Origin of the sequence: Bacillus sp. RC51 (assembly GCF_044908115.1) — a bacterium.
Classification (GTDB): Bacteria; Bacillota; Bacilli; order Bacillales; family Bacillaceae_G; genus Bacillus_A; species Bacillus_A mycoides.
This window is the reverse complement of sequence record NZ_JBIYCW010000010.1, coordinates 91,083-117,972: the sequence shown is the minus strand read 5'-3', so window position 1 is coordinate 117,972 and position 26,890 is coordinate 91,083. Positions and strand designations below refer to the sequence as shown.

Here is a 26,890-nt window from a genome sequence, read left to right as displayed (position 1 = left end):
TATCCAATTAATTCACCATATCCTGCCTTGTAAATACTACAAATGAAATGATAAGGGAAACTACTGCCCAAACCGTTAAATTCATTAAAGAAAATCCCATCGATAATCCTTGTAATGCAGGCAGTTTTCCTGATAAATAATCCGTTAGCGATAAGTTGACACTAAAAATGTATTTCGCACCTTCCCAAGACGTTGCGAATGAACTTAAAATGCCGCCTGCAATTAACGCAGCTAACATAACGCCCATACCAGCTGGTGTATTACGAATTAAAACAGAGACCATAAATGATATAGTTCCAACAACGATAGCAACAAACCAAGCTAGTCCGTACGCCATTAAAATGTATTGCCACTGCGGAATAAGGTGTACAAAGTTTGTATTTAACGTTTCCTTATCAATGACGAATCCTGTTAGCACAGGTAAATTCCATCCAGAGTATCCAAATACAAGCCCTGATAATGCGTAAGCAAACAAACCGACAAGAAGCAATATGAGCGAAATGAAAAATAACATCGTCACATATTTACTAAGGAGTATTTTCCAGCGCCGAATTGGCCTCGTCAGAAGCATTTTCATCGTACCATCGCTTCGTTCTCCTGAAACAATATCAATGGCGACAATCATAACGAGCAATGGAATAAATAACGTTATTCCTTGTTCAATAAACGCCCTCACAAATGTCGGTGCTCCTGGCGCAGTCGGATTAATATTATGATCTAAATAATATTGTTGTTGTTCCACTCTTACTTTTAACCAATCCCGCCATTCTTCTGGCAATCTAGAATTGTTCAAGCGGTTTTGTGAATCAACAATTTGTTGCTGTAATGATACTTTCCAATCGGTCGTACCAAGCCTTTTTTGCGTCGTTTCTATTTCACGATACTGAGCATACACAAAAAGTGGAATCAAGATTGCTAAAATAAGCATGACAACAACAATCCGTTTCTTACGATAAATCTTTTCTGATTCATTTAAAACTAGATTCGCAAATTCACGCATGTTGCTCACCCCTTGTGAGTTCAATAAATAAATCTTCTAGCGTAAATACAAGCTCTTTGACGCTATGTACATCTATCCCGTTTTCTACAAAATGCTTATTCCAAACATTAATAGACGCAACATCCATACGACATAATAAACGCTCATCTTCTACACTAACTTCCTCTATCTCTTCAGCAGCGTCTAACATGTCTTTCGCTTTGGAAATCGGTGTAACGACCCATTCCACACGATCACTCGCTGTTTTGATCAACTCTTCAATAGGTGCAACTGTTATCATTTTTCCTTTATGAATAATAGCAACACGGTCGCATATCAGTTGCACTTCACTTAATAAGTGACTCGAAATAAATACACTCATATTTTCTTCTTTTACAAGCTTATGTATAAATTCCCTAAGCTCTCTAATCCCAGCTGGATCTAAACCATTCGTCGGTTCATCTAATATGAGCAATTTCGGGTTTCCAAGTAGCGCCTGTGCAATTCCAAGGCGCTGCTTCATACCAAGGGAATATGTTTTTACCTTATCGTGAATACGCTCATCTAAATGAACCATTTTTGCAATTTCAACAATACGTTCATCTGATATATCACCAAGCATGCGCGCAAATTGCTTTAAGTTTTCCCATCCCGTTAAATATGTATAAAGCTCTGGGTTTTCAACGATACTTCCAATTTGACGCATCGCTTCTCTGAAATTTTCCTTAATAGAATAACCACCGATAGAAATAGTACCTTCTGTCGCTTTAATCAGTCCGACTAACATTCGAATTGTTGTCGTTTTCCCGGCTCCGTTCGGTCCTAAAAAGCCAAACACTTCTCCTTGTTTTACATCAAATGAAATGTCCTCTACAAGAGTCTTCTTTCCAATTACCTTCTTCAAGTCTCGTACAGAAAGTATCGTCGTCATTTTACCCCTCCTTGCTCTAGTTTTAATTTACTTACAACATTTTGGACTAAACGCTCCGCCATATATGTGTAACCTACTTCATTCGGATGAAAATGATCTGAGTATAATAAATCTTTCCCACGATTTTGGAATAAATCAAATGTCGGTGTAATATATACGTTTTTATCATTTAATGCTAACTTCTCTAAAGAAGCGTTCCAATCAACAACAATATTTGATGAACCTCTCAAATCTTCTACATCTTCAAAAGGATTGTATAATCCTAGCCAAAAAATAGGGCTATCTGTGTTTAATTTACGAATTTCTTCTATAATTTTCTTCGCTTCATTTTGAAACGTTTCCGTATCAGGACGATACGTCTCTAAATCTATCTTTCCGAGCGATTCCCATCCTGGGAACAAATCATTTCCTCCAATTGTTAAAACAATTACATCTGCTTGCTTAATTGAATATTGAGCTCCGCTGCTTTCGATTTGTTTTAACAAATCGGGCATTTTCGCACCACTAACTGCCAAATTGCTTAGTGCAACTTTTTGTTTATAATCTTTTTGTAAATTCTCTTTCATTCGTCCAATATAGCCAATTCCTTCTTTATCACCAACGCCGCGCGTTAACGAATCACCTAAACTAACTACTTGTAACGTTCCTGTTTTCTTTTTCTCTTTTTCCACTACGTCAGTCTTCGTAATTAATTTTGAAGCTTTCGGATTTAATACATCATTTACACCCGAAACAAAACCATATGCAAATAAACAGAAAGACGCAATTGTAATGAGTAGAATTACTTTTACTAATTTTGATCTCATATCAAAACCCCTTTTAGCCCCTATAGATTGTCCATAATTATACCAAACGAATTTTCGAAAAGCGATTTTCACACCTTCTCTATTATGTCGTTTCCCTATCTACCAAATTTGGTAATAACTCTACATGTTTCACATCTATTTCCTCATCATTAATCTTTTCATATAATAATTCAAATGCCTTTACACCAACATTTTTACTGGAATGCGAAATCGTCGTAATACCTAATATATTTGCCACCTCTTGATCATCACATCCGATAATCGTAATATCCTCTGGGATACGAATCCCTTGTTTTTTCGCCTCCGTTACCATTCCTGCAGCAATATGATTGCAAGATACAAGAAAAGCCGTCGGTTTTACAGACATACGAGCCCATTCCCTGACTACATTGCGCCCATCTTCCACCGTAAAACAGCCCTTAAACTTCCAGGCATCTAACGGTGTTACAACAATCTGTTGAAGTGAATCCTCATACGCTTTTTTTCGCCTCTGGCTATTAATACTATTACTTCTTCCAATGCAATATCCGATACGTGTATGACCAGCATCTATTAAGCTTTTCATCCCGCGCAAAAATACTTTGTAGTAATCAATATGTACACTCGAAATGAATTTCGAATCTATTTCTTCACACATCACAATTGGACCAAACTTCGTATACTCTTCAAGCTTTTCCTTACTATTTGTCCGTGAACATATAATTACTCCATCAAGCTTTTTCATTTTTAACATATGTAAAATTTCAAGCTCTTTTTCTTCGCTATAATTTGTCTGGCAAAGCATCATATTATAATTGTTCTTTGCGGTTTCCTTTGATATCCCCCCAATAATGGCACTGTAATATTGATCATTTACGTGCGGCAATAAAACGCCAATTACATTCGTTTTTCCTTTCACTAAATGAATCGCATTCACATTTTGCGTATAATTTAATTCTTCAATAATCGCTAAAATCTCTTTTCGTTTCTGTTCATTCACATACGGATGATTATTGAGTACACGTGAAACAGTTGAAACAGATACCCCAGCAAGTTCAGCAATCTTTCTTATATTAGTCATCTCATTCTCCCCTTCCCCTCAAAAATTCTCGCTTGACCTGGTAAGCTTTCCACAGTATATCCTTTCTTAGCAAATACATTTTGAAAGGATATACAACTATGCTTCGATTCAAACTAGAATATATATTTTTCATTGGCGGTTTACTCATTCTCGCCATCGGTATTAATATGATGACGACAATTACTTCCTTTGGACTTAGCCCTTATGATTCCTTCTTTATTGCACTATATCAAAATTTTGGGATAAGTATTGGTTTTTGGATTTTCATGATTAACTTTGTTTTTACCCTGATCGTACTCTTTTGGGACAAAAAACAAATTACAATCGGCACAATTGTCACAATGATTCTTATTTCTCTTTTTGTTGATTGGGTTGGTTCTATTACGACCATTATGGACATTATCCGCTCTCTTCCAAAATATATAACACTTATTTGCGGAAACCTATTCGTCGGAGCCGGAATTGGTCTTTACGTCTCTACTAACCTTTGCGCAGCACCTCAAGAGGCTTTCGTTTTAACTGTTGCTGAGAAAAAGAAATGGACATTTAGAAGAACAGAAATTTCATTAGCTTTTTTATTTTTAACATTAAGCTTCTTATTAGATGGGCCAATCTATTTTGGAACAATTATCTTATCCTTTACAACAGGTTGGATTATTCAAGCTTTTATTCAAGTTGGTACGCAGATTTTAAATAGAAAAAAACCTATTAAGCAAGCCGCTTAATAGGTTTTTTCGTTTTATTAGAAGAGATACTACTTAGCATCTCCTTCAATTCGATAATTTGCTTTCACACAATCTATTTCTTCATACGATTGCAATGTATGTAGAATGTACTCATAATCCGCAAGAGAAGCACGATGCGTTACAATTACTATTTCTGCTTTCCCTTTCTCTTCAAGTGGCATTTGAATAATCTTTTCAAAACTAACACCGCGCTCAGAGAACAATGATGTAATTTTTGCAAACACACCAATTTCGTCTTTCACATGAAGTCTTAAAAACTTTTTCACAATAATTTCATCTGGCTCTTTTAGTACCTTTTGATATTGCGGAACTACAGCACTATTTCCTGTTACACCTAACCTAATATTTTGCATTACAGCAACTAGATCAGAAACAACAGCTGTCGCTGTCGGTAAGCTTCCTGCTCCCGGGCCATAAAACATCGTTTCTCCTACCGCTTCACCATACACATAGACAGCATTATATTCATTTTGCACTGCCGCAAGAGGGTGTGCATTTGGAAGTAAAGTTGGCTCAACTGTAACCTCTAATTTCTCGCCATCTCGCTTTGCAAGGCCAATTAATTTAATTGTATAGCCTAAGCTCTTACTATATTCAATATCTTCTGCTGTAATAGAAGTAATCCCTTTTACCTTCACATCTCCAAGCTCTACATTTGTAGAGAAACCGAGAGTAGCCAAAATCGTCATTTTTCTTGCTGCATCTAAACCTTCTACGTCTGATGTTGGATCTGCTTCTGCAAATCCAAGCTGCTGAGCTTCTTTTAACACGTCGTTATATGCTCTCCCTTCGTCTGACATTTTCGTCAAAATAAAATTTGTCGTTCCATTTACAATTCCCATTACTTTCGTAATAAGATCTGAAGAAAGTCCTTCTACGATGCTTCGTAAAATCGGAATTCCTCCCGCTACACTTGCTTCATAAAATAGATCAGCCTTATTATCCTTTGCTACCGCTAATAATTCCGCTCCGTGTAATGCCATTAAATCTTTATTTGCAGTCACAACGTGCTTCCCACTTTGTAAAGCTTGTAAAATATATGCTTTTGCATCATCAATGCCACCCATCACTTCGATGACAACATCAATATTTGGATTATCTAAAATTTCATTCACATTTTGTGTTAATAGAGTAGAAGGCACGTCGACCTCTCTCTCTTTCTCAATGTTTTGCACCAATACTTTCGTTACTTTCACTGGACAACCTACTTGGTGTATAAGTCGTTCTTGATGATCTGTAATAATACGAACTACACCACTACCAACTGTCCCAAGACCTAATAACCCCACTTGAATTTCTTTCATAATACTGTCCACCCCTCAAAAATTGTGTTTAGATGAATTATATAGACGAAAAATCTGAAAAACAATGAATTTAGAACATTCGGAAAAATAAAGGTTAATCTTTACAAGGAAAACGCTACCACGTGTTACACAATCATTTACAATACATAAGGGGTTTCTTGATACACGTAATAATTCAACCAATTAGAGAATAATAAATTCCCGTGACTCCTCCACCTAACAAGTGGCTTCTCATTTGGATTATTATGTTTAAAATAATTTTTTGGCACATCAATATTTAACCCTTTTTGGCAGTCCCGTTCGTATTCTTGCTTTAACGTATCACAACTGTATTCACTATGTCCGAGTGCGAAAACTTGCCTTCCATCTTGCCCAATAGCAAGATGAACACCTGCTTCTTCAGAATTGGCTAATAACGTTAATTCTTTCACCTTTTCAATATCACTCTCTCTTACTTCTGTATGACGAGAATGCGGAGCAAAAAACACTTCATCAAACCCTTGTAACAATTTCACATGTTGCTCGCGAACCTCATGTTCAAATACACCAAACATTTTTTCCGCAAGAGGATACTTCGGCACACCATAGTGATAATACAAACCTGCTTGTGCCCCCCAGCAAATATGAAGCGTAGATGTTACATTCGTTTTTGAATACTCCATAATACGTCCAAGCTCTTCCCAATAATCTACCTCTTCAAAAGAAAGAGTTTCAACTGGTGCTCCTGTAATAATGAGTCCATCAAATTTTTCATCCTCAATATCACGAAATGTTTTATAGAAGCTCGTTAAATGGTCCTGCGCTACATTGCGAGACAGATGCGATTCCATATGAAGTAAATGTACATCTAATTGCAACGGCGTATTTCCAATTAAACGAAGTAATTGCGCCTCTGTTTCTTGCTTTGTAGGCATTAAATTTAATATAGCAATTTTCAAAGCACGTATATCTTGTGTTACTGCTCGCTCCTTCGTCATTACAAAAATATTTTCCTTCTGCAATACTTTGCGAGCTGGTAAATCTTTATCAATTATGATCGGCATGTTGTTTGCCTCCGACTAGCGCCGCTTTTAAATCTGCAATAATATCAGAAACATCTTCTATACCGACCGATAAACGGATTAAATCAGATGTAACGCCAGCTAAACGCTGATTTTCTGCGCTTAATTGTCTGTGCGTCGTACTAGCAGGATGTATTACACAAGTTCTTGCGTCAGCTACATGCGTTACAAGAGTTGCAAGTTTTACATTTGCGATAAATTCTTTTGCTGCTTCTAATCCGCCTTTAATACCGAAAGTTAAAACTCCACTAGCACCTTTTTTCAAATATTTTTGTGCTAACGAGTAATTTTCATTACTATCTAACCCCGGATAATTCACCCATTCAATACGCTCATGATTAGCAAGCCACTTAGCAACTTCGAGAGCATTTTCACTATGACGCTCCATTCGTAAATGCAATGTTTCCAGGCCAATGTTGCTAATATATGCATTGAATGGGCTCATACAGTTTCCGTAGTCTCTTAATAATTGAACACGCGCTTTCACAATATACGCTGCTGCTCCAAAATTTTGAACATAGCTTACGCCGTGATAACTCGGATCAGGTTCGACAAGCTCAGGATATTTTCCATTTGTCCAATCGAAGTTCCCTCCGTCTATTACAATGCCGCCTAGAGAACTTGCATGGCCATCAATATATTTCGTTGTAGAATGGACAATGATATTTGCCCCATGTTCAAACGCCTGGCATAAATAAGGCGTCGCTAATGTATTATCAACGATAAAAGGTACTTCTAATTCTTTTGCTGCTGCTGAAAGTTCTTTGAAATTCAAAACGTTCATTGCTGGATTTCCTAACGACTCTGCATAAACGAGTTTTGTCTTATCATTGGCAAGTGCCACAATCTCATCTGCCGTTAAATTAGGATTAAAGAACGTAACATCGATGCCAAGCTTACGCAAACTCACTCCAAATAAATTAAACGTTCCTCCGTAAACAGTTGAAGAACAAAGTAAATGGTCTCCACTACTGCAAATATTTAAAACCGCAAGCATAATAGCTGCCTGCCCAGAAGCTGTTGCAACAGCCCCTACACCGCCTTCTAAATCCGATAACTTCTGCTCGAATGCAGCTAGAGTAGGATTTCCAATACGCGTATATATATATCCTTCTGCCTCTAAATTAAATAGTGCTGCTAAATCATCTGAAGTATCGTATTTATACGTTGTACTTTGATAAAGCGGCAAAACACGCGGCTCACCATTTTTTGGCGTATAGCCGCCTTGCACACAAATCGTTCCTTTCCCCCATGATTCTCCCATCTCTCATTCTCCTTTCTTTTATCCCGCTATTTGCGGTCAGTAAGACTCCCACCTCAAAATTCGGCGAATGCGAGGAAGTTAGGCGGGAGATAACTACCTGATTGGTGTGGGCTAATAATCCGCGGGGAGGGACAAAACCCCCACTGATTAAAGTTTCACTTTATGCAAAATAAAAAACTGCCCCTTTCCTGAAAACAAGAAAGGAGCAGTTTGAAAACACGCTCTAAAGGATCTTTCTTATCTCTCAGGATTATTACCTGCAGGATTTGGCACAATTCCGTTATACGGCTGTTGCCAAGGTTTCATCGGGCCTGTCCCTCCACCTTTTCTTGATAAGACTATGCAATTACCGTTGATTTTATAGCAATAATTTCCTGATGTCAAATAGTTTTTCTGAATGTTCTAAATTAAATGCAAGGAATTTAATACAAACAATAAAAGAAATATATTCCATATTCATTTGAAAAAGACCTTTTAAAAACTCCAATCCATATATAGAATTAAATAAGTGGTTTAACCGCGTTGGTTTCAAATTTTCATGAGATCCCAATATATTGAATAAGCCACCCCCTCAAAAAGATACTATATATATATTCAATTCACACTAGCATATTTAATCCTTTCTACATGAAAATTTACATAACGGAGGTACAACATGACAAATAAAAAGGACATGCACCATATACTCGTCCTATATGGCATTCTTTTAGGCTCTATAGTCGGAGTCACGGTCTGGTCATTTTTAGTCACAATAAATATCGGAATTCACTTTATTTGGGGATACTTACCTACTCTTTTCTCTTCTCCCCCTTATTACACCATTTGTGTAACAATCATCGGTGGTATCCTCGTTGGTTTATCACAAAAACACTTCGGTACATATCCACGTCTTATGCCAGAAGTGATGGATGAATATAAAAAAACAGGTAGAATTGAATACCGTTTTGTACATAAAGCTACTTTAACTGCAATTATCGTTTTAATATTTGGAGCTAGTTTAGGACCAGAAGCTGCACTTGTTGGAATTATCGGTGGACTTTGTACATGGGTAGGAGATCGCTTTAAATTTGCTTTAAAGGGAATGAATGAACTAACAGAGGTTGGAATTGGTGCCACTTTAAGTGTTATTTTTAATGCACCATTATTCGGTTATTTAGCTCCGAATGAAAATGAGGGTGAACAAATTAATGAATTTTCGAAAGGAAAAAAAGCAATTGTATATTTAGCTACCACTTTTGCCGGTTTTTCCGTTTACTTATTGCTTAGTAAACTCGATAATCGTGGATCCTTTATTGTTGATTTTGGGGAAGGGTCTCTTGCTCTTAATGAATGGATCGCCTTTCTACCACTTGCTAGCATTGGTGCTATAGTTGGTTTCTTTTATTTCAAATTAGAATTCACATTAGAGAAATTAATCCACCCCTTCAAAGAATACAAGGTATCACTTGGAATTATAGGCGGTATTTTATTAGGAATTACAGGAACTTTTCTTCCTTACACGTTATTCTCAGGGGAACATCAATTAAAAGATTTAGTCGTTGAATGGAGCCATTTATCCTTCTGGGTACTACTTCTTTCAGGAATTTTAAAATTATGTATTACTGCCGTTTGTTTAAATACGGGTTGGCGCGGCGGACATATTTTCCCAATTATATTTGCTGGATCAAGTATCGGATATGCTATAGCTTCTATTATCCCTATAGATCCAATAGCTTCTGTAGCCATCGTCACGACAGCTATTTCAAGCTATGCATTAAGAAAACCAATAGCTATAACATTACTATTACTCATGTTTTTCCCGCTCAATTTATTATTACCGATGCTCGGGGCAGCCGCGATTGGGAATGCATTTCCGCTTCCTAAACATAACGAAACTACAAATTAATAAAAATAGGCAGTGGGGACAAAAGTTCCACTGCCTATTCTTATTATACGTGCTGCTTTAATAGCGCGTGTAACTCTTCAAAACTATGCACTTCATATGTTGGCACAATCTCGCTATCATTTGATTTCTTTTCTGGATTAAACCAACAAGTATCAATTCCTGCTACATATCCACCTTTAATATCGGCACTTAACGAATCCCCAATAATGAGTCCTTCTTCAGAAGCGAAGTTAGGAATACGTTCAAAAACATATTCAAAATACTCTTTCATCGGCTTTTGGAATCCCGTATCTTCAGAAACAAAAATATCTTTAAACAATGAATGTAATCCTGCATTACGCAAACGTTTATCTTGCGTCTTAGAAATACCGTTTGTCACTATATATAAATCATACTCACTTTGAATTTGATTTATAAATTCAAACGCACCTTGGATTAGTTGGTTTCCTTCTTCTTAAGTAGCTGCGATAATTATTTTCGAATAATATCCCATCTACTTCTTCCTCGTACTCTTTAAACAAAATCGAAAATCGTGTATTTACGACTTCATCACGATTTATTTCACCTTCTTCAAAAGCATCCCAAAGGCTTTTATTAATTTTTTTATACTGCGCTTCAACCTCGCTAGTTAAAAGAATCCCTTTCTCTTCAAAGAGCATACGTAACGCCACTTTCTCTGCCTTCTGAAAATCTAACAATGTATCATCTACATCAAATAGCAATGTTTTATATTTTTTCATAAACCCCTCACACTCTCTTTTCTACAAAAACAAATTTACATAAATCGTATCATTCTTCCTTGTAAAAATAATAGGAGATATCTCATACTAAACATGAGGTGAAAACATGAAAGTCAGTAAAAATAGCGAAGAAATCTCTCATTACATGCAAATTTATAACTTCCATACTCTTTTTTCTTTTGATGTCTTACCGTATGCTGAACTACATTCTTTTCAAAAGAAAGAAAGGATATGTAAGGAGGGAATCGACCTCCCTTATCTCTATTACTTAATTTCCGGGAAAGCCAAAATATATATGAGCCATAAAAATGGGAAAGTTTCTTTAATTAATTTTATTCAAGCACCTTCATTCATTGGGGAATTAGGATTAATTGGCGTAGAATCTGTTACGAAAGCGGTTGAGGTGATTGAAGATTGTATTTGCCTAGCGCTTCCTCTTAAAGATTGTCAGCATCTTTTATTGCAAGATGCTACCTTTCTACAGAAACTATGCAAATTTATCGGCGAAAAAACAATTACCCGAACAGAAAGTTATGCCAAAAACAATAGTTATCCGTTCGAAAATCAATTAGCGGCTTTTATTCTATTAACAGAACAAAATAACAGTTATACAGAAAAACATACTGAGGCTTCGGAATACTTAAATGTCAGCTACCGTCACCTTTTATATGTATTAAACCAGTTTTGCCAGCAAAACTACTTAAAAAAGGAAGGACGAACATATTATATACAAGATCGAAATCAATTAGAAAAACTTGCTGACGAGCTAAAAATATAAAAAACAGCATTAACATAAAAGTTAATGCTGTTTTTTGAGTGGCGATTATAATTTAAATTAAAATTTACTTGCTACTTTAGCCGCTTCTTCAAGACCTGCTGCAATGATCTCTTCTGCTTTATCTGGGAATTGGTTATGTCCTTCAATAACTACCGTTTCCATGTTTGTTGCACCGAAGAAGCCCATCATGCTCGCTACATATTTTACAGCCATTTCCATTTCAGCTGCTGGTCCTTCAGAATATACGCCGCCGCGTGCATTTAATAATGCAATCTTCTTATCTCCAATAAGCCCAACTGGACCTTCTGGTGTATATTTAAACGTTTTACCAGCACGGTTTAAATAATCAATATACGTGTGTAATACGGCCGGAATCGTTAAGTTCCATAATGGGAAACCGAAAACTACTTTATCAGCTTCTAAGAATTGATTTAAATACTTATCAGCAACTGCTACCACTTTTGCTTCTTCTTCTGTTAAATCAAATCCTCTACCTGCTTTGAATGTACCATTAATCATATCTACGCCTACATATGGTAATTCTTCTTTATATAAATCAAGTTCTACCACTGTATCATTTGGATGCGCTTCTTTATAGTTTTCTAAAAATGCCTCGTATAATTTCACACTAACTGCTTGTTCCGCTGGGCGGTTGTTTGCTTTTACAAATAAAACTGTTGCCATTGTTTTTCCTCCTACTACTCACTCTTATGTTGTTATATATTACTTACGAAAAAGGGTACTCCCTTATAATTATTGTTGCTTACAAATACATTTTATCTTTATATCAAGACAATTACGTCCTCACATAGACGTATTTTTCCATAAAAAAAGTCCACCTTCTAAAGGCGAACTAGGTCTTACGACTTTTGTCTTATACGATTCCATTTTTCACTGCATATAATGCTGCTTGTGTGCGATCGGATAAATGTAACTTACTCAAAATACTACTCATATGAGCTTTTACCGTTTTTTCTGTAATAACTAAAACAGAAGCAATTTCTTTATTACTCATCCCTTTCGCCAATAACTGCAATACTTCATTTTCTCTCGCCGTTAATACATCCACTTGAACGGAAGGTTCTTCTTCTTTCTCTTCCTGTGGTAATGTTTGAGAAAGAAGGGCATTTGCTATATCTGGATGTAATTGAATATTACCTTTATACGCGCTTCGAATAGCTTCAACAAGCTGATCTGGTTCAATATCTTTTAAAATATAACCGCTCGCCCCAGCTTTTAGTGCCGGCAATACATGAGCTTGATCAGAAAAACTAGTCAATACAATTACTTTCACGTTTGGATATTCTTTTTTAATACAAGCTGTTGCCTCAATTCCATCCATCTCAGGCATATATAAATCCATTAATACGACATCTGGACTCGTTTCGCCTACTTTCACTAGCGCCTCTTTCCCATTGTTTGCTTCACCAACTAATTCAAAATCTTCCTGTGTGCTTAGAAAAAATGCTAATCCTTTTAAAACAACTGTATGATCATCAACTAACAATACTTTTATTTTCACAAACTTCCCTCATTTTCACATCATAATGGTACATTTACTTTTATACTCGTTCGTTTCTTACTACTTACAATTTTAATTGTTCCACCAACTAATTCTACTCTTTCACGCATCGTAGTCATACCGAGTGATTTCTTCTCTTTTATATCCTTTTCTACAAACCCATTTCCTTGATCGACTATTTCTAATGATACATTTTTCTCCGTCACTTTGAAATAAATCGTCGCTTCTCTTACATTCGCATGCTTACTTACGTTATTTAAAGCTTCTTGTCCAATTCGCCATAGCGCTTCTTCTACTACACGCGGCAAATCACGTACACCTGTAACTTGCTCCCGAATTTTCAATCCTAAACTTTCACCATATTGCTTTAAAGCTGGTAATAACCCTTTCTCTAATCCAGCTGGACGGAGCTGCCAAATTAATGTCCTCATTTCCTTTAAGGCACCTTGTGCTAATTCACGCATCTCATACAAAGACTGATCTACCTTTTCATTTTGACCCTTTAAGACAGCTTCAGCGCCTTTCGTCATAAACGTTAATGAAAACAACTTTTGTGAAACAGAATCATGTAAATCTCTAGCTAAACGATTACGCTCTTCCATTCGTACAAGTTCGCGACGTTTTTCATTTAATCTTAAGTTCTCTATCATTAATGAAATATGATTTGCTAACGCTTGTACTACATCTATCGTATTTATATCAAATTCTCCATTATTAGAACTTACACTTAATACTCCAAATATATGATCTTGAATATGTATCGGAATAGCGATAACTGCCCTATTGGGATGTTCTATATTACCAACCTGACGCTTCAACAAAACAGATTCTTCTTTTTCCAACGCTTCCTGTGCTGCTGCCCTCAAATCATCTTGTAGTTCACCTTTCTTATAAGAAGCTCTCACAGCTAGTTCATTTTCTTCTCTAATAAAGAATACAACTTGCTCCCATAGAAATAAGCTCCCTATTTGCATTACAATCTCTTCTGGTAATGCATTAAATTTATGAATTGTCCTTAAAGCTTGAATAAAGCGTTCTAACTTTACATAATAATGAGCTCTTCTCTTTTCATTTTCATACAGTTTTGTACGCTTTAATGCCGTTCCAATTTGAAAGGCAACTGATTGTAATAGTACTAATTCTTCTTCCGAAAAATGCGTTTTACCTGGGCTAGCTACATTTAACACGCCAAATTCATCTTCTCCCGCTTTTAGCGGTACTGTCGCATGATGTACAATCCCTTCTGTATCTCCCCAGTTGTATTCAATCGCATTATTAATTCTCTTACATTCAATAATATTAACTGCTCGCTCTAGTTTTCCTTCCACAAAGCGGTGTAAGCACCAGCAATTCCCCTCACACATCGGTCGTTTATTTTCGAATTTCAATCCCTCTGGTAATTGGTAATCAATTAATTTTGTATATCTACCATTTTCATCCGCAAGGAAAATCCATCCTGTCGTTAAACCAGTTACATTCAACAGCTTTTCCAGCACAGCTTGAAGTACGTGATATGTATCATTTGAGGTATTCAACGTTTCTGCAATCTCTTTTAATATAACTAATTCATTTGTACGATTCTCTTGAAACATAATTCGTCTCCTACATACAAGATTTTAAATAGTACTTAACATAAATCATCTACTTTTCACTTTGTACTTATTCGTAACATTGATATAATGGTGAAAACATAGTTTTCATTATATCACTTGAGGGGGCTTTCATAATGACATTAAATAAGGCACTTACTATCGCTGGTTCTGACACAAGTGGCGGTGCTGGTATACAAGCAGATTTAAAAACATTCCAAGAACTTGGTGTATACGGAATGACATCCCTTACGACAATCGTAACGATGGATCCACATAACGGCTGGGCACATAACGTATTCCCAATCCCAGCTTCTACATTAAAACCACAATTAGAAACGACAATTGAAGGCGTTGGCGTAGATGCTTTAAAAACGGGTATGCTTGGATCAGTAGAAATTATCGAAATGGTTGCGGAAACAATTGAAAAGCACAATTTCGAAAATGTAGTAGTTGATCCTGTTATGGTATGTAAAGGAGCGGATGAAGCGTTACATCCTGAAACAAATGACTGCTTACGTGACGTTCTTGTTCCAAAGGCATTAGTCGTAACGCCTAACTTATTTGAAGCATATCAATTAAGTGGTGTGAAAATTAATTCTCTTGAGGACATGAAAGAAGCTGCAAAAAAAATCCATGCTTTAGGCGCTAAATACGTACTGATTAAAGGTGGTAGCAAACTAGGTACAGAAACTGCTATTGATGTGTTATATGACGGCGAAACATTCGATCTTCTAGAATCAGAAAAGATTGATACGACAAATACACACGGTGCAGGTTGTACATATTCTGCTGCAATTACAGCAGAACTTGCAAAAGGAAAAACGGTGAAAGAAGCAGTAAAAACTGCGAAAGAATTCATCACAGCTGCAATTCGTCATTCATTTAAGATTAACGAATATGTAGGACCAACACATCACGGTGCATACCGCAAATTCGTTGCACCGAAAGAACTTGTCTAACATAAAGCTTTTTATTAATAAATTTAAAAATAGATTAAAACCCACAGAACATTTATTGTTCTGTGGGTTTTAATTACTTTACAGAAATGTTTTAAAGTACTCTCCAAATTCCTATGATGCTGAACTAACCTTGTTTCTACCATTTCTTTTTGAATAATATAACGCATCATCCGCTGATTGAATAAATTGCTCAGGTGATTTTTTATATTCTGAAAGCCCAACAGAAACTGTAATTTTAATTTTTTCCCCATTTTGCAGTTGAAATGAATGCTTTTCAACTGCTAGTCGAATTTGTTCCCCTATACGAGTTCCAAATGCTATCATTTTTTTCGGTAACAACAGAGCAAACTCTTCGCCACCCTTTCGAAAGACTAAATTTGGGAATGGTGCATTTTCTAACAAAATACGCCCTAGTTGTTTTAACACTTCATCTCCAGCAGGATGACCGTACGTATCATTTACATACTTAAAGTGATCAATATCTATAAGTAATAAACAAAGTGAATCATTTTTCATATGCTTGCTACCAATATGACGATTCATCTCGAAATCAAACTGTCTTACATTTCCTAGATTCGTTAATGCATCTATCGTTGCATAATGCTTCATCGTTTGAAATAATTCATTGGATTGCAATACGTAACTTGCACTTACAAATGTGATGTATGCTGCTACAATACAACAAATAAAATATAATACCACTACAGATACATCCTTAAATAAAATAGACAGTGGTAATATTAAAATAGACAAGCTATACACATTAAGCCATATCCACTTTGTAAATATAGAAATTTTCATCCGCCAAATGAAGACAATACCAATTCCGGTTACTATGATGGTATAGCAAGCCAACTCAGAGGCTAAAGAGTAATCAGTAAAAAGTAGCCGAGTTATTAAAATGATAGCAACTGTTATACTACTGGCTATCGGCCCCCCAATTATAACTGCCAAAATAACTGCCAAGTAACGTAAATCCAACAGACTATCTTCAATATGTACACCAAAATGCATTAATAATACACCTAATATCCCAGTAAAAATACCTACTACACATTTTTGCCAAACAGCGAATCCCTCTTTTAACGGCTTATCTCTTAAAAGCTGACCACCTACAAAGATAAAGGAAAGAATAATTGTCATATTTACAAATAGATCTCTGAACATAAAATAATCTCCCTACTTTTTCTTTTCCATCTATCCCTTTCCATATGTTATTGTATTACGAAATCCCTATAATTCCCAAACTTTTTTATTTTGTTGTTCCACGTGGAACAACAAAATAAAAAGGGACGAAATTTCGCCCCTTCCATTAACAACATCGTGATATTTTTCCGCCTTTTGCATTAAATCTAGCTTCTTGTGCCTCAGCAAAAAATTGCTTTTGACATAAAATTTTCTCTTCTGGATGATTTATTTTCATGTGATTTACATACGTTTCATAACTTGGAACTCCGACAAGTAAACTAATAAATTGCTTTCTCTTTCCCCATACGTTCCGTAAATTTTTAAGCATAGTTCCTCGACTCACTTTCATCTTTTGGAATATATGGTGCCTCTTTTAACGGCATTGGCTTATTTCTTAATACTTGAATCCAAATTCGAATTGCAGAAATTAATACAGCAATTACAACTATCATAAAAATTCCACAAAGTGCCGCATCAATATAGTCATTAAAAATAATTTGTTTCATTTGCGCAACATTTTTAGCTGGAGCTAATATCTTACCATCATCTAATGCTCCCTGAAACACTTTCGCATGTGATAGAAATCCTATTTTAGGATTTTCATGAAATAACTTTTGATAACCAGCTGTCATCGTTACAATAAGTAATCCTATAGTCGGAATAAGCGTTACCCAAACGTATGCCTTTTTCCCCATTTTGAATAAAATTGTCGTTCCAAGTAATAGTGCAATCCCCGCTAACATTTGATTTGCAATACCGAAAAGTGGCCATAGCGTATTAATTCCACCGAGAGGGTCAACCACCCCTTGATATAAGAAGTACCCCCAGCCTAATACACATAACGTTGTAGCAACCACATTCGCTATTGTGGAATCTGTTTTCGCAAACGGCTTGTACACATGCCCTAAAATATCTTGAATCATAAATCGTCCTACACGTGTTCCAGCATCAATCGTTGTTAAAATAAATAGTGCTTCAAAAAGAATGGCAAAATGGTACCAAAATGCCATCATCGCCGTTCCACCTATTACTTGTGAAAATATATGTGCCATACCAATTGCTAATGTTGGTGCGCCACCTGTACGTGATAAAATGGTCTGTTCTCCAACGTTAACAGCAAGTTCTTTTAATTCATTCGGTGTAATAGCAAATCCCCACGAAGAAATAACTTGAGCCGCTTGTGATACATCTGTTCCGATCAGTGCTGCTGGACTATTAATTGCAAAATAAGTTCCTGGTGTTAATACACAAGCTGCAATCATAGCCATCGCTGCTACAAATGATTCCATTAACATTGCCCCATAACCAATTGGCTGTGCATGACCTTCTTGCTCAATCATTTTCGGCGTCGTACCTGATGAAACGAGAGCGTGGAATCCAGAGACAGCACCGCAAGCTATTGTAATAAATAAGAACGGAAATAAATTCCCGGAGAAGACGGGGCCTGTTCCATCAATAAACTTAGATACTGCCGGCATCTTCAAATCTGGAGCTACAATTAAAATACCAATTGCTAATCCAAGTATCGTTCCTATTTTTAAAAATGTACTTAAATAATCACGTGGTGCAAGGAGCATCCAAACTGGTAATGCCGATGCAATGAATCCATATACGATAAGCATAATAGCAATTGTTTCACCACTAAAAGTAAACATACTTGCAAGCGTTGGATTTTCTGCTACATACTGTCCACCAATAAGCGATAGGACTAGTAGAACAATACCGATTACTGATCCTTCCCCTACTCGCCCTGGTCTAATGTAACGCATGTAAACTCCCATTAAAATAGCAATTGGAATTGTTGCTGCGATTGTAAACATTCCCCATGGGCTTCCAACAAGTGCCTTCACAACTACTAAAGCTAATACTGCTAATAAAATTATCATAATACCTAAAATACCAATCATCGCAATTAATCCTGTAACAGGACCAATTTCATCTTTAATCATTTCTCCTAATGATTTACCATTACGTCTCATTGAAGCAAATAAAATTACAAAATCTTGTACAGCTCCGGCAATAACTACCCCAACAATAATCCAAATAGTCCCAGGTAAATACCCCATCTGCGCCGCCAAAATTGGTCCTACTAAAGGACCTGCCCCTGCAATCGCAGCGAAGTGATGTCCGAATAAAACCCATTTATTTGTTGGAACATAATCCTTCCCATCATTTAACGTATGAGCAGGCGTTTGCCTATTATTATCTAGGCCAAAAACTTTCCTTGCTATAAATCTACTATAAAAGCGATAAGCAATCGCATACACTGATACAGCAGCAACTAATAGCCATACAGCATTAATTGTCTCACCTTGTGATAAAGCTATTACACCAAAAGCAGATGCTCCTACTGCTGCAATAACTCCCCAAAGTAAAATTGATTTCAATGTTTTCACGTACAATCCCCCCATTACTACTTCTTAGAGGAGATTGTACTAAATTTTCTGAATATTTAATTTGAATCCTCCTTATCATGAAGGATTTCTAGGCTATTATGTTAAAATTCTCTCATTACTTGTCATAGCTCAATTTTATTTCGAAGCCGTTTTACATAATTACGGCTTACTGGAATCGGTTGCTCATCGTACCTGTCTAAATGCAAATTATACGTGCCATTATAATAAGGTTTAAGTTCTTGTACATATGACATATTAATTAAATAGCTTTTATGTACACGTAAAAAATCATATGCATTTAGTTTATTTTCTAATTCCTGGAGTGTGTATGTTGAAATATACTGATTATTCGTTGTATAAATTGAAACTGTTTTGTTTTCCTTATTTTTACTAATATATACAATATCCTCCGGGAGAATATATCTAATCCCCTCATGGCCTTCTATCGGCAGTTTACGCAGATGACTCTTTGCTTTCTCACCTTGTTCTTTTCCCATTTTATATAAAATGAATTGTAAATCTTCTTCACGAAATGGTCGTAATAAATAATAAAACGCTTGGAAACGAAAAGCTGTAATTGCCTCTTCTATATCCTCACCAATAAAAATAAATTTCGTATAACAATTCACTTCTCGTAACAAACTCGAATATTCAAAACCAGTACCATCCATTAATTGCGAATTTAAAAAAACAAAATCAGGTGTATGTTTTTTCATTATTAGCAAAGATTCTGTTCCAGTTTTCGCTTCAAAACATTCTACATTTCGAATGTTTTCAGTAAAGTTCTCAACTAATTTTCTTCGCTCTTCTGTTTCTTCCATGATAAGTAAGATTTTCATTTATCCAGCCACCTAATTCCTTTGTCCATATGTCTTGTTGTATACATTCGCTTTAGTAAGAAACATTCCCTTTTTCTTACTATACCATTATTTATCTAAAAAAACAGAAAAAAGGAAACCACTTTGGTTCCCCTTTTCTTTTATCCCGATTGGTGCGGGCTAATAATCAGTGGTTGATGGACAAAACACCACTGATTAAGGTTTCTCTTTATACTAATTCCCTCTGTTTCGTTTCTTGACCAAGTATAACTACAGCAAGTGCCCCAATTAAAATTGATCCACAGAAAATCGTAAATATTAGCGATAGTGAAGCTTGTGAAGCAACTAAATATCCTACTAATAGTGGTCCAAGAATACCACCAATACGCCCAAATGCAGCTGCCATTCCTGCACCTGTACCGCGAATAGTTGTTGGATACTGTTCCGGTGTATAAGCGTATAATGCACCCCAAGCACCTAAATTAAAGAAGGATAGTAACATACCCGCCACTATTAATGCTGTTAATGAATCCGCAATTCCGAACACATAAGCACTACATGCTGTACCAATTAAATACGTAACCAATACAAATTTACGACCAAGACGTTCAATAAACCATGCAGCTGTGAAATATCCTGGAAGTTGAGCTAAAGTCATAATGAGTACGTACTGAAAACTTTTTATTAAACTAAAGCCTTTCAGTACCATTACACTAGGTAACCAAAGGAACATTCCATAATAGGAAAAGACCACACAAAACCATAGAATCCATAACATAATTGTTGCTTTACGATATTCTCCAGACCAAACCGATTTTATATTTTCAATAACAGATGGCCTTTTTGCAACCTTTTGAAACCTTGGAGAATCGGGTAAATTCCATCTTAAATATAAAGCATATAACGCTGGAACTGCACTTATTACCATAGCAACTTCCCAACCGTATTTAGGAATAACAAAATATGAGATAAGAGCTGCGATTAACCAACCACCAGCCCAAAAGCTTTCTAATAGTACAACTATTTTTCCACGTTCGTGCGCTTCAACACTTTCTGATACAAGAGTAGATGCAACTGGAAGTTCCCCGCCAAGTCCCATACCAATTAAAAAGCGTAAAACGAGGAACATCGCGAATGTCGTCGTTAAAGCAGTTAAACCACTACCGATAGAAAATAGTAATAATGTAATAATAAAGACTGATTTCCGTCCTATTTTATCTGATAGTATCCCAAAAAGGAGCGCTCCTACTGCCATACCAATTGAATTAACGCTGCCTATCCAACCCATTTCTTGAGTACTTAATCCCCAATCTTTTTGGATTGCTACGATTACAAATGAAAGCATTCCAACATCCATTGCATCAAATAGCCAGCCAAGCCCTGCTATACCCAGTAGCTTTCGCTTCGAAATTTCTTTTACCTTGCTCACAAGAAGTCCTCCTTACACAGGTGTCTTTACACATCATTTTACATGTGTGTATTGCATAAGTAAAATAATTTCTTATAAAAAATTCTCCTTCATCATTCCCAAAAGTAAAATGTTTATCAAAAATAAACAAATAAAAAAAAGTAGCGATATTCCGCTACTTTTTTGAACGCATTACTTCTTTTAAAAATTCAGCTAATACTAACTGACGACGCCAACGTGTTGGATTACTACATAATCTGTAAAACCACTCTAAATGAATAGATTGAATCCATTTTGGCGCACGCTTTACCTCTCCAGCCCACACATCTAAACTACCGCCTACTCCAACAGCCATTTTCGTTTCTAAACGATGCTTATTGTTTTGGATAAAGTTTTCTTGTCTTGGAAAGCCAAGTGCAACAAGTAATAGATCTGGTTTTGCCTCTTGAATACGTGAAACAATATTCTCTTCTTCTTCTTGTTTAAAATATCCATCTTGTATCCCCACGATAGATGCAGCCGAATATGTCTTCGTTAAATGATCAGCCGCGGCTTGTACAACATGTGGTTTTGCACCTAATAAGAAAACAGATACTGGTTTATTCTCTTCTGATAACTTCGCAAATAAATTACACATTAAATCAAAACCTGCTACACGTTCTTTTACAGGTGTACCAAGCATACCACTTGCTTTTACAACCCCAATACCATCAGGTGTAATTAAATCGGTATTTAGTAATGTTTTATGGAATTTTTCATCCTTTTTTGCACACATAACAATTTCAGGGTTTGCTGTTACTACCTGAAAAGTATGAGTTTGCTCCAATTCTAGTTGTTCCTTTAAATATTGGACCGTTTCATCCATTGTCATTGTTGAGAAAGGAACACCTAGAATATCAACCGTTTGTACTGCCATATTTAACTATCCTCTCTATCATTAAAGGTTTTTTGCTATTAATTGCTTATATGTTTCTTTCGTATCTTCATATAATTTTTGAAGTGAGAAGTTCATAGTAGCATGCTCATAAATATGCTTGCCCATTACTGATAACTCTCCAGTTTTCCACTTATCATATGCCTCTTCTAATGCCGATGCCAATGCTTTTCCATCACCAGTTGGTACAATCCACCCATAAGTTTCATCTGCAATTAATGGTTCGATTTCTCCAGCTCTAGTCACAATTGATGGTACACGTTGATTTGCCGCTTCTAATAAAACTAATGGAAATCCTTCGCTATGGGAAGTTAACAAATTGACATGTGATGAAGCAAATAATTGTTTCACATCTTGACGATGCCCTAAAAATTCAACTTTATCATTAATCCCTTTTTCAGTAGCTAACGCCTTTAGTTCTCTTTCTAACGGCCCGTCACCAACTAATAACACTTTAATTTTCTCCAATTTTGTTTGTTGTAACGCATCGAATAAAACTTCATGTCCTTTAACAGGATGCAAACGCGCTACTTGGATTGCCGTAAACACATCTTCATCAATATTAAACATTTCCTTTTTATTATAGCCATCTGCTTTTTCCTGATCATATTCAATCCCGTTATAGATAACATGCATCTTTTCATTTGAAATACCTAATGCGGCTAAGCTTTTTTTCAACCTATTCGTTACAACAAAAAATAAATCTATATTTTTTAAAGCTTTCAAATTTAATTTAGTAAAAATCCAGCCTTTTAAGCCTTGTTTAGTAAAGTCTTGAAATGGATCACTATGAATTGTCGTTACCCATTTTGCCGCGAATTTCTTTTTCATTAAAGAAACAAAGAAATTTGCCCTAGGACCGTGTGTATGAACTACATCAAATTTTTCTTTATTAATGAATTCACTTATGTTTTTTAAAATGGATAAATCATAGCGAGATTTTTGTGAAAACACATGAACTTTTATTCCTAGCTCTCTTGCTTCTTTCGCAACAATTCCATCTTCAAATACTGCTAATTCTACTTCACCATTCGGAAATTGATCGAGCAGTGAAATAATATGTGTTTTTCCTCCACCATCTTCTGCTCCTGCATTCATATGCAATATCCTCATATTTTTTCCTCCTTTAAATCCTCGCTACATTTCCATCTATCTTTATTTTACTGTACTAAAAAATAAAAGCTAACAAAAGTTAGCTTTTATTTTTATCATTCAATTTCTAAATCTACGATTAGATAAGCTAACACCACTACAAAGTAAATCCCTACTCCTGGTGCTGTCAAAATATGTCCTGCAATATATGCAATACCTAATGCTAATACTAAGCTTGCTGTAATCATTCCATATTTCACATTAAATATTTCCTTAAATCTTGTAACAAATGCTAGTAGGATTCTTACGCCGTAATAAATAAATGGAATCATCATTAACGCAAAACCAATAATTCCGAAATCATAAAACCAATCATGGAAGTCCATTTCGATTAGCTTCGGATCTGGCTGCTTTTGTTCATTATATTTATAGTTACCTGCATAACCCATTCCTAATAACTTTTGTGACGTTGGCGCTTCTTTAAAGAACTGCTTATGTCTCTCTTCATATACTTGACGTCCACTGAAAATAAGATTCTCTTGATTTTCTTTCTTTTGCTCTTTCTCAAGCTCTTTCTTAACTTCAGCTTCTACCTTCGCCTTTTCTTCTGGTTTCTCAACTTTATGTTGTTTTTCTTCTTTTTCTTTAATTTCTTGTTCTTTTTTCAGTTTATCTTTAATTTCTTGTTCTTTTTGACCGTGCTGTGCTACATTTTGTTCTGCTAAATAGTTATTATGAATGCCCATATTTTGTGCTAATGGCGTCATTTTAAATGTTCCAACTACACCAGCTAATAGGACAATCGCAATTAATGCATTAAGTGTAAGAGATTTTTTGTTCGGATTTCTTCTATCAAATAATAATTGTAGTACAATAATCCCGATTGCTGCTGCTAATGTAGCACCAATTGAGCCCATTCCTACTTTCGTACCAACTTGAATTAAAGAGTAAATCATTAGAAGCGATGGAATCCAATATAAAACGTGCTTCACGCTCTTTGTTTTTTGAATAGAATATAATACCACAATAGGGAAAATAATAGCTAAGATTGACCCTAGTTCATTACCTGCATAGAACCATCCTCGGGAACCAACCTTCATCCACTCATAACTTCCAAAGTCTGTAGAAGTTGTAATAGAAATAACCATAATAGCATTAATAATTAATGTTGAATACACAATGTTATTTCTAACTTTATCGCTAATATTTACTGTCTTCTTCAGTGATTTTAAAGCTAAAATGTATGAAACAAGCATAATATATATATACAATGCTTTTCCAATGAATTTAACCTCTTCTGCGATTACAATAGGACTCTTGATTAACTTATTATTAATAAATCCTATTCCTAATATAGCTCCTAGTAATACAAGATAAATCAAAAACTTCCTATTTTCTCTTTCTTTTGCCTGAATTAAAATATAAATACCACCCATTGCCATAATGAGGAATCTTACCATAATTCCAACTGTCGCATTTACTTTTAATAACTCAATGCTAAGAGACGTTAATAAATCTAAAACAGGCTGTAAAATAATAAAAATGAGCAAAAAATGCTCAAATCTAACCCTAGCTTGATTTGCTAACATTCCAAGACCTCCATACAAAATCTTCACATTATCTTTTAATCATAGTTTTCTACTGTTTAAACATACCTAGCAATTATAACATAACTCATATTTAAATTGAGAACTATTTTTCATGCCGAAACTAGTCAAATCCAGCATTATTAGTAACCGAAAACATTGTCTTTTAGCTATCCTTCCCTATCCCTATAAAAACTATCTAACACATATACACTTATTTTCGACCGTACATAAATATTTTTTTATCATTTTATACAAATGTACAAAACGGACTTCTCCTATTGTACCATCCCTCTAACTAAGCTACATCAAAAAAACTATGCAATGAATCTTCCCACACTTTTTCACTTTACTTTATCGCTACTTATCAAGCATTTTCAAACGCTTTCTTTAGCTATTCCATCCATTTTTCTACATGTAGCGAAAAGTAATTGTTATTTCCAAAACTTTAGTGTATATTTTTTCTCTGGAACATCTTTAAGAGGAAGGAATTAAAGCCATGTTATTAATCGATATATTTACGTTTCTTGGCATTATCGCCGCTGCCATTTCTGGTACATTAGTTGGTTTGAAAAAAGATCTAGATTTATTTGGTGTCCTTTGTTTAGCTGTAGCTACTGCGCTCGGCGGCGGTATTATTCGTGATATTATGATTGGTAACCTGCCTCCTGTCGCATTTGTAAAACCCATTTACTTTTTCGTAAGTGTACTATCAGCATTATTCACATGTATGTTTTTTGAGCGCATTAATAAACTTCAAGTCGTTATTATGCTTTCTGATGCTGTTGGTTTAGGTGTATTTACAGCTATTGGTGCAAATGCAGCAATGTCACATCACGTTGACGCCTCGTTTTTAGTCGTTTCAATGGGAGTTATTACAGGTATTGGGGGCGGTATTTTACGCGACATTTGCGCTCAAGATATCCCGTATGTATTCCGAAAAGAAATATATGCAATTGCTTCTATTTTAGGAGCAGTTAGTTTCCTAATTACACATGCAATGGGGGCACACGTCTTAGCTTTCTATGTTTGTTTATTAATAACATTCGTTATTCGTGTAGTCACCGTAATATATAATGTACATTTCCCAGTTTTCTTTAAAACACATGCAAAAATTAATAAAGGCCATTAAGAGAATTCTACATAGAATTCTCTTAATTTATATACAATTCCATATACTATAGAGTAATTGTATATAAAAATATATAATTACATTAGAATAAAAAAATGAAAACGTTTTATAAACAGGGGGAAGAATGATGCTTGGGGTTTTTAAAAAAAATAAAACAAACACCAGTATAATTGAATTAAGCAAAGGCCAACAAATCATATTTAACGTGCCTGCTAATTCTGAACTAAAAACTCAAATGGATATGCTACATATTTCAAAGGAAGATTTACAAATTGTTAAAGTATTACAGCCATTTATTTATGAGGAAATAGATTGGATAACAGAAAAATTCTACACCAACATCACAAAACAACCTAATTTAATTGCTGTTATTGAACGCTACAGCTCTATTCCAAAATTAAAACAAACTTTAAAGACACATATTAAAGAATTGTTCAGCGGGAATATGAATGAAGATTTTATTGAACAACGTGTTAGAATTGCAAAAAGGCACGTACAAATTGGTTTACATAGAAAATGGTATACCGCTGCTTATCAAGAATTATTCCGCTCCGTCATAAAGATTTTGCAAACGAAAATTTCAACGATAGACGATTTTTCTTATTCTATAAACGTAATAAATAAATTACTAACATTAGAACAAGAACTCGTTATTGCAGCTTATGAATCCGAATATGAAAGAATCCAAAAGGAACATGAAAAAGAAAAA

Annotated in this window: 23 protein-coding genes, 2 pseudogenes and 1 riboswitch; of the genes and pseudogenes, 6 read left to right on the top strand and 19 right to left on the bottom strand. The window is 35.4% G+C overall.

Features of this window, described 5'->3' with window-relative positions:
• Nucleotides 1-7: 7 nt before the first annotated feature.
• From ABH959_RS19585 to ABH959_RS19570, 4 genes are read right to left on the bottom strand one after another with little or no spacing between them, the layout of a single operon-like run.
• Nucleotides 8-1,000, bottom strand: coding sequence for an ABC transporter permease (locus ABH959_RS19585; RefSeq protein WP_002138969.1), 993 nt, complete (start codon nt 998-1,000; stop codon nt 8-10).
• Nucleotides 993-1,910, bottom strand: coding sequence for an ABC transporter ATP-binding protein (locus ABH959_RS19580; RefSeq protein WP_113936156.1), 918 nt, complete (start codon nt 1,908-1,910; stop codon nt 993-995). The genes ABH959_RS19585 and ABH959_RS19580 overlap by 8 nt, the downstream gene beginning before the upstream one ends.
• Nucleotides 1,907-2,788: an SGNH/GDSL hydrolase family protein gene (locus tag ABH959_RS19575; protein WP_113936155.1), complete on the bottom strand. Its 882-nt coding sequence runs from the start codon at nt 2,786-2,788 to the stop codon at nt 1,907-1,909. Before ABH959_RS19575 ends, ABH959_RS19580 begins: the two co-directional genes overlap by 4 nt.
• A 10-nt stretch (nt 2,789-2,798) precedes the next feature.
• On the bottom strand, nt 2,799-3,776 hold the full coding sequence (locus ABH959_RS19570) for a LacI family DNA-binding transcriptional regulator (RefSeq protein ID WP_002068605.1): 978 nt from the start codon (nt 3,774-3,776) through the stop codon (nt 2,799-2,801).
• Nucleotides 3,777-3,874: 98 nt separating this feature from the next.
• On the opposite strand from ABH959_RS19570, the gene ABH959_RS19565 reads away from it, so the two are divergent.
• Nucleotides 3,875-4,501, top strand: coding sequence for a YczE/YyaS/YitT family protein (locus ABH959_RS19565; protein WP_002089845.1), 627 nt, complete (start codon nt 3,875-3,877; stop codon nt 4,499-4,501).
• Between the two features lie 29 nt (nt 4,502-4,530).
• Here the strand turns inward: ABH959_RS19565 and ABH959_RS19560 are convergent, their stop codons facing one another.
• The 3 genes from ABH959_RS19560 to ABH959_RS19550 all read right to left on the bottom strand — a co-directional run bounded on the left by ABH959_RS19560 (nt 4,531) and on the right by ABH959_RS19550 (nt 8,151).
• A complete protein-coding gene (locus ABH959_RS19560; RefSeq protein ID WP_219300780.1) occupies nt 4,531-5,826 on the bottom strand; it encodes a homoserine dehydrogenase in 1,296 nt (431 codons plus the stop codon).
• 137 nt (nt 5,827-5,963) lie between these two features.
• On the bottom strand, nt 5,964-6,869 hold the full coding sequence (gene metA, locus ABH959_RS19555) for a homoserine O-acetyltransferase MetA (protein WP_113936153.1): 906 nt from the start codon (nt 6,867-6,869) through the stop codon (nt 5,964-5,966).
• Nucleotides 6,853-8,151, bottom strand: a complete 1,299-nt coding sequence (locus tag ABH959_RS19550) for a bifunctional O-acetylhomoserine aminocarboxypropyltransferase/cysteine synthase (RefSeq protein WP_113936152.1) — start codon at nt 8,149-8,151, stop codon at nt 6,853-6,855. The genes metA and ABH959_RS19550 overlap by 17 nt, the downstream gene beginning before the upstream one ends.
• Nucleotides 8,152-8,385: 234 nt before the next feature.
• Nucleotides 8,386-8,490: riboswitch (SAM riboswitch) on the bottom strand.
• Between the two features lie 316 nt (nt 8,491-8,806).
• Here ABH959_RS19550 and ABH959_RS19545 point away from each other — a divergent pair.
• On the top strand, nt 8,807-10,036 hold the full coding sequence (locus ABH959_RS19545; protein WP_404493067.1) for a chloride channel protein: 1,230 nt from the start codon (nt 8,807-8,809) through the stop codon (nt 10,034-10,036).
• A gap of 43 nt (nt 10,037-10,079) precedes the next feature.
• Here the strand turns inward: ABH959_RS19545 and ABH959_RS19540 are convergent.
• Nucleotides 10,080-10,776: pseudogene (locus ABH959_RS19540) on the bottom strand (YjjG family noncanonical pyrimidine nucleotidase).
• Between the two features lie 106 nt (nt 10,777-10,882).
• Between ABH959_RS19540 and ABH959_RS19535 the strand changes: the two are divergent.
• Nucleotides 10,883-11,554 (top strand): transcriptional regulator YeiL, encoded by a 672-nt coding sequence (locus ABH959_RS19535; RefSeq protein ID WP_113936149.1) that lies wholly within the window; start codon nt 10,883-10,885, stop codon nt 11,552-11,554.
• 57 nt (nt 11,555-11,611) lie between these two features.
• Here the strand turns inward: ABH959_RS19535 and ABH959_RS19530 are convergent, their stop codons facing one another.
• The 3 genes from ABH959_RS19530 to ABH959_RS19520 form a co-directional block, all read right to left on the bottom strand.
• Entirely contained in the window at nt 11,612-12,238 is a 627-nt protein-coding gene (locus tag ABH959_RS19530) for an FMN-dependent NADH-azoreductase (RefSeq protein WP_113936148.1), read from the bottom strand.
• A 190-nt stretch (nt 12,239-12,428) separates the two neighbouring features.
• Nucleotides 12,429-13,076 carry a response regulator gene (locus ABH959_RS19525; protein WP_002016393.1) on the bottom strand — a complete coding sequence of 216 codons (648 nt, stop codon included), beginning with the start codon at nt 13,074-13,076 and terminating at the stop codon, nt 12,429-12,431.
• 20 nt (nt 13,077-13,096) lie between these two features.
• A complete protein-coding gene (locus ABH959_RS19520; protein WP_113936147.1) occupies nt 13,097-14,668 on the bottom strand; it encodes a GAF domain-containing sensor histidine kinase in 1,572 nt (523 codons plus the stop codon).
• A gap of 134 nt (nt 14,669-14,802) precedes the next feature.
• Between ABH959_RS19520 and pdxK the strand changes: the two genes are divergently transcribed.
• Entirely contained in the window at nt 14,803-15,627 is an 825-nt protein-coding gene (pdxK, locus tag ABH959_RS19515) for a pyridoxine/pyridoxal/pyridoxamine kinase (RefSeq protein ID WP_002016397.1), read from the top strand.
• A gap of 111 nt (nt 15,628-15,738) precedes the next feature.
• On the opposite strand, the gene ABH959_RS19510 is transcribed toward pdxK, so the two are convergent.
• The 8 genes from ABH959_RS19510 to ABH959_RS19475 form a co-directional block, all read right to left on the bottom strand.
• Complete coding sequence (locus ABH959_RS19510; RefSeq protein WP_404493066.1) at nt 15,739-16,794, bottom strand: diguanylate cyclase; 1,056 nt, start codon at nt 16,792-16,794, stop codon at nt 15,739-15,741.
• 145 nt (nt 16,795-16,939) lie between these two features.
• On the bottom strand, nt 16,940-17,143 hold the full coding sequence (locus ABH959_RS19505) for a YbdD/YjiX family protein (protein WP_002130134.1): 204 nt from the start codon (nt 17,141-17,143) through the stop codon (nt 16,940-16,942).
• Nucleotides 17,136-19,211: a carbon starvation protein CstA gene (gene cstA, locus ABH959_RS19500; RefSeq protein ID WP_113936145.1), complete on the bottom strand. Its 2,076-nt coding sequence runs from the start codon at nt 19,209-19,211 to the stop codon at nt 17,136-17,138. The genes ABH959_RS19505 and cstA overlap by 8 nt, the downstream gene beginning before the upstream one ends.
• A 122-nt stretch (nt 19,212-19,333) precedes the next feature.
• The gene (locus ABH959_RS19495; protein WP_002089871.1) at nt 19,334-20,050 is read right to left on the bottom strand and encodes a LytR/AlgR family response regulator transcription factor; all 717 of its coding nucleotides are present in this window, start codon (nt 20,048-20,050) and stop codon (nt 19,334-19,336) included.
• Nucleotides 20,051-20,258: 208 nt separating this feature from the next.
• On the bottom strand, nt 20,259-21,458 hold the full coding sequence (locus ABH959_RS19490) for an MFS transporter (protein WP_404493065.1): 1,200 nt from the start codon (nt 21,456-21,458) through the stop codon (nt 20,259-20,261).
• A 154-nt stretch (nt 21,459-21,612) separates the two neighbouring features.
• A complete protein-coding gene (locus ABH959_RS19485; RefSeq protein ID WP_088033866.1) occupies nt 21,613-22,353 on the bottom strand; it encodes a WecB/TagA/CpsF family glycosyltransferase in 741 nt (246 codons plus the stop codon).
• 21 nt (nt 22,354-22,374) lie between these two features.
• Entirely contained in the window at nt 22,375-23,484 is a 1,110-nt protein-coding gene (locus ABH959_RS19480) for a glycosyltransferase family 4 protein (protein WP_088033868.1), read from the bottom strand.
• 95 nt (nt 23,485-23,579) lie between these two features.
• Nucleotides 23,580-25,052 carry an O-antigen ligase family protein gene (locus tag ABH959_RS19475; protein ID WP_113936144.1) on the bottom strand — a complete coding sequence of 491 codons (1,473 nt, stop codon included), beginning with the start codon at nt 25,050-25,052 and terminating at the stop codon, nt 23,580-23,582.
• 496 nt (nt 25,053-25,548) lie between these two features.
• Here ABH959_RS19475 and ABH959_RS19470 point away from each other — a divergent pair, with 496 nt between their 5' ends.
• Together ABH959_RS19470 and ABH959_RS19465 are read left to right on the top strand one after the other, a co-directional pair.
• Nucleotides 25,549-26,181 carry a trimeric intracellular cation channel family protein gene (locus tag ABH959_RS19470; RefSeq protein WP_000924380.1) on the top strand — a complete coding sequence of 211 codons (633 nt, stop codon included), beginning with the start codon at nt 25,549-25,551 and terminating at the stop codon, nt 26,179-26,181.
• Nucleotides 26,182-26,305: 124 nt separating this feature from the next.
• Nucleotides 26,306-26,803: pseudogene (locus tag ABH959_RS19465) on the top strand (protoglobin family protein); the annotation flags it as partial.
• Between the last annotated feature and the right edge of the window lie 87 nt (nt 26,804-26,890).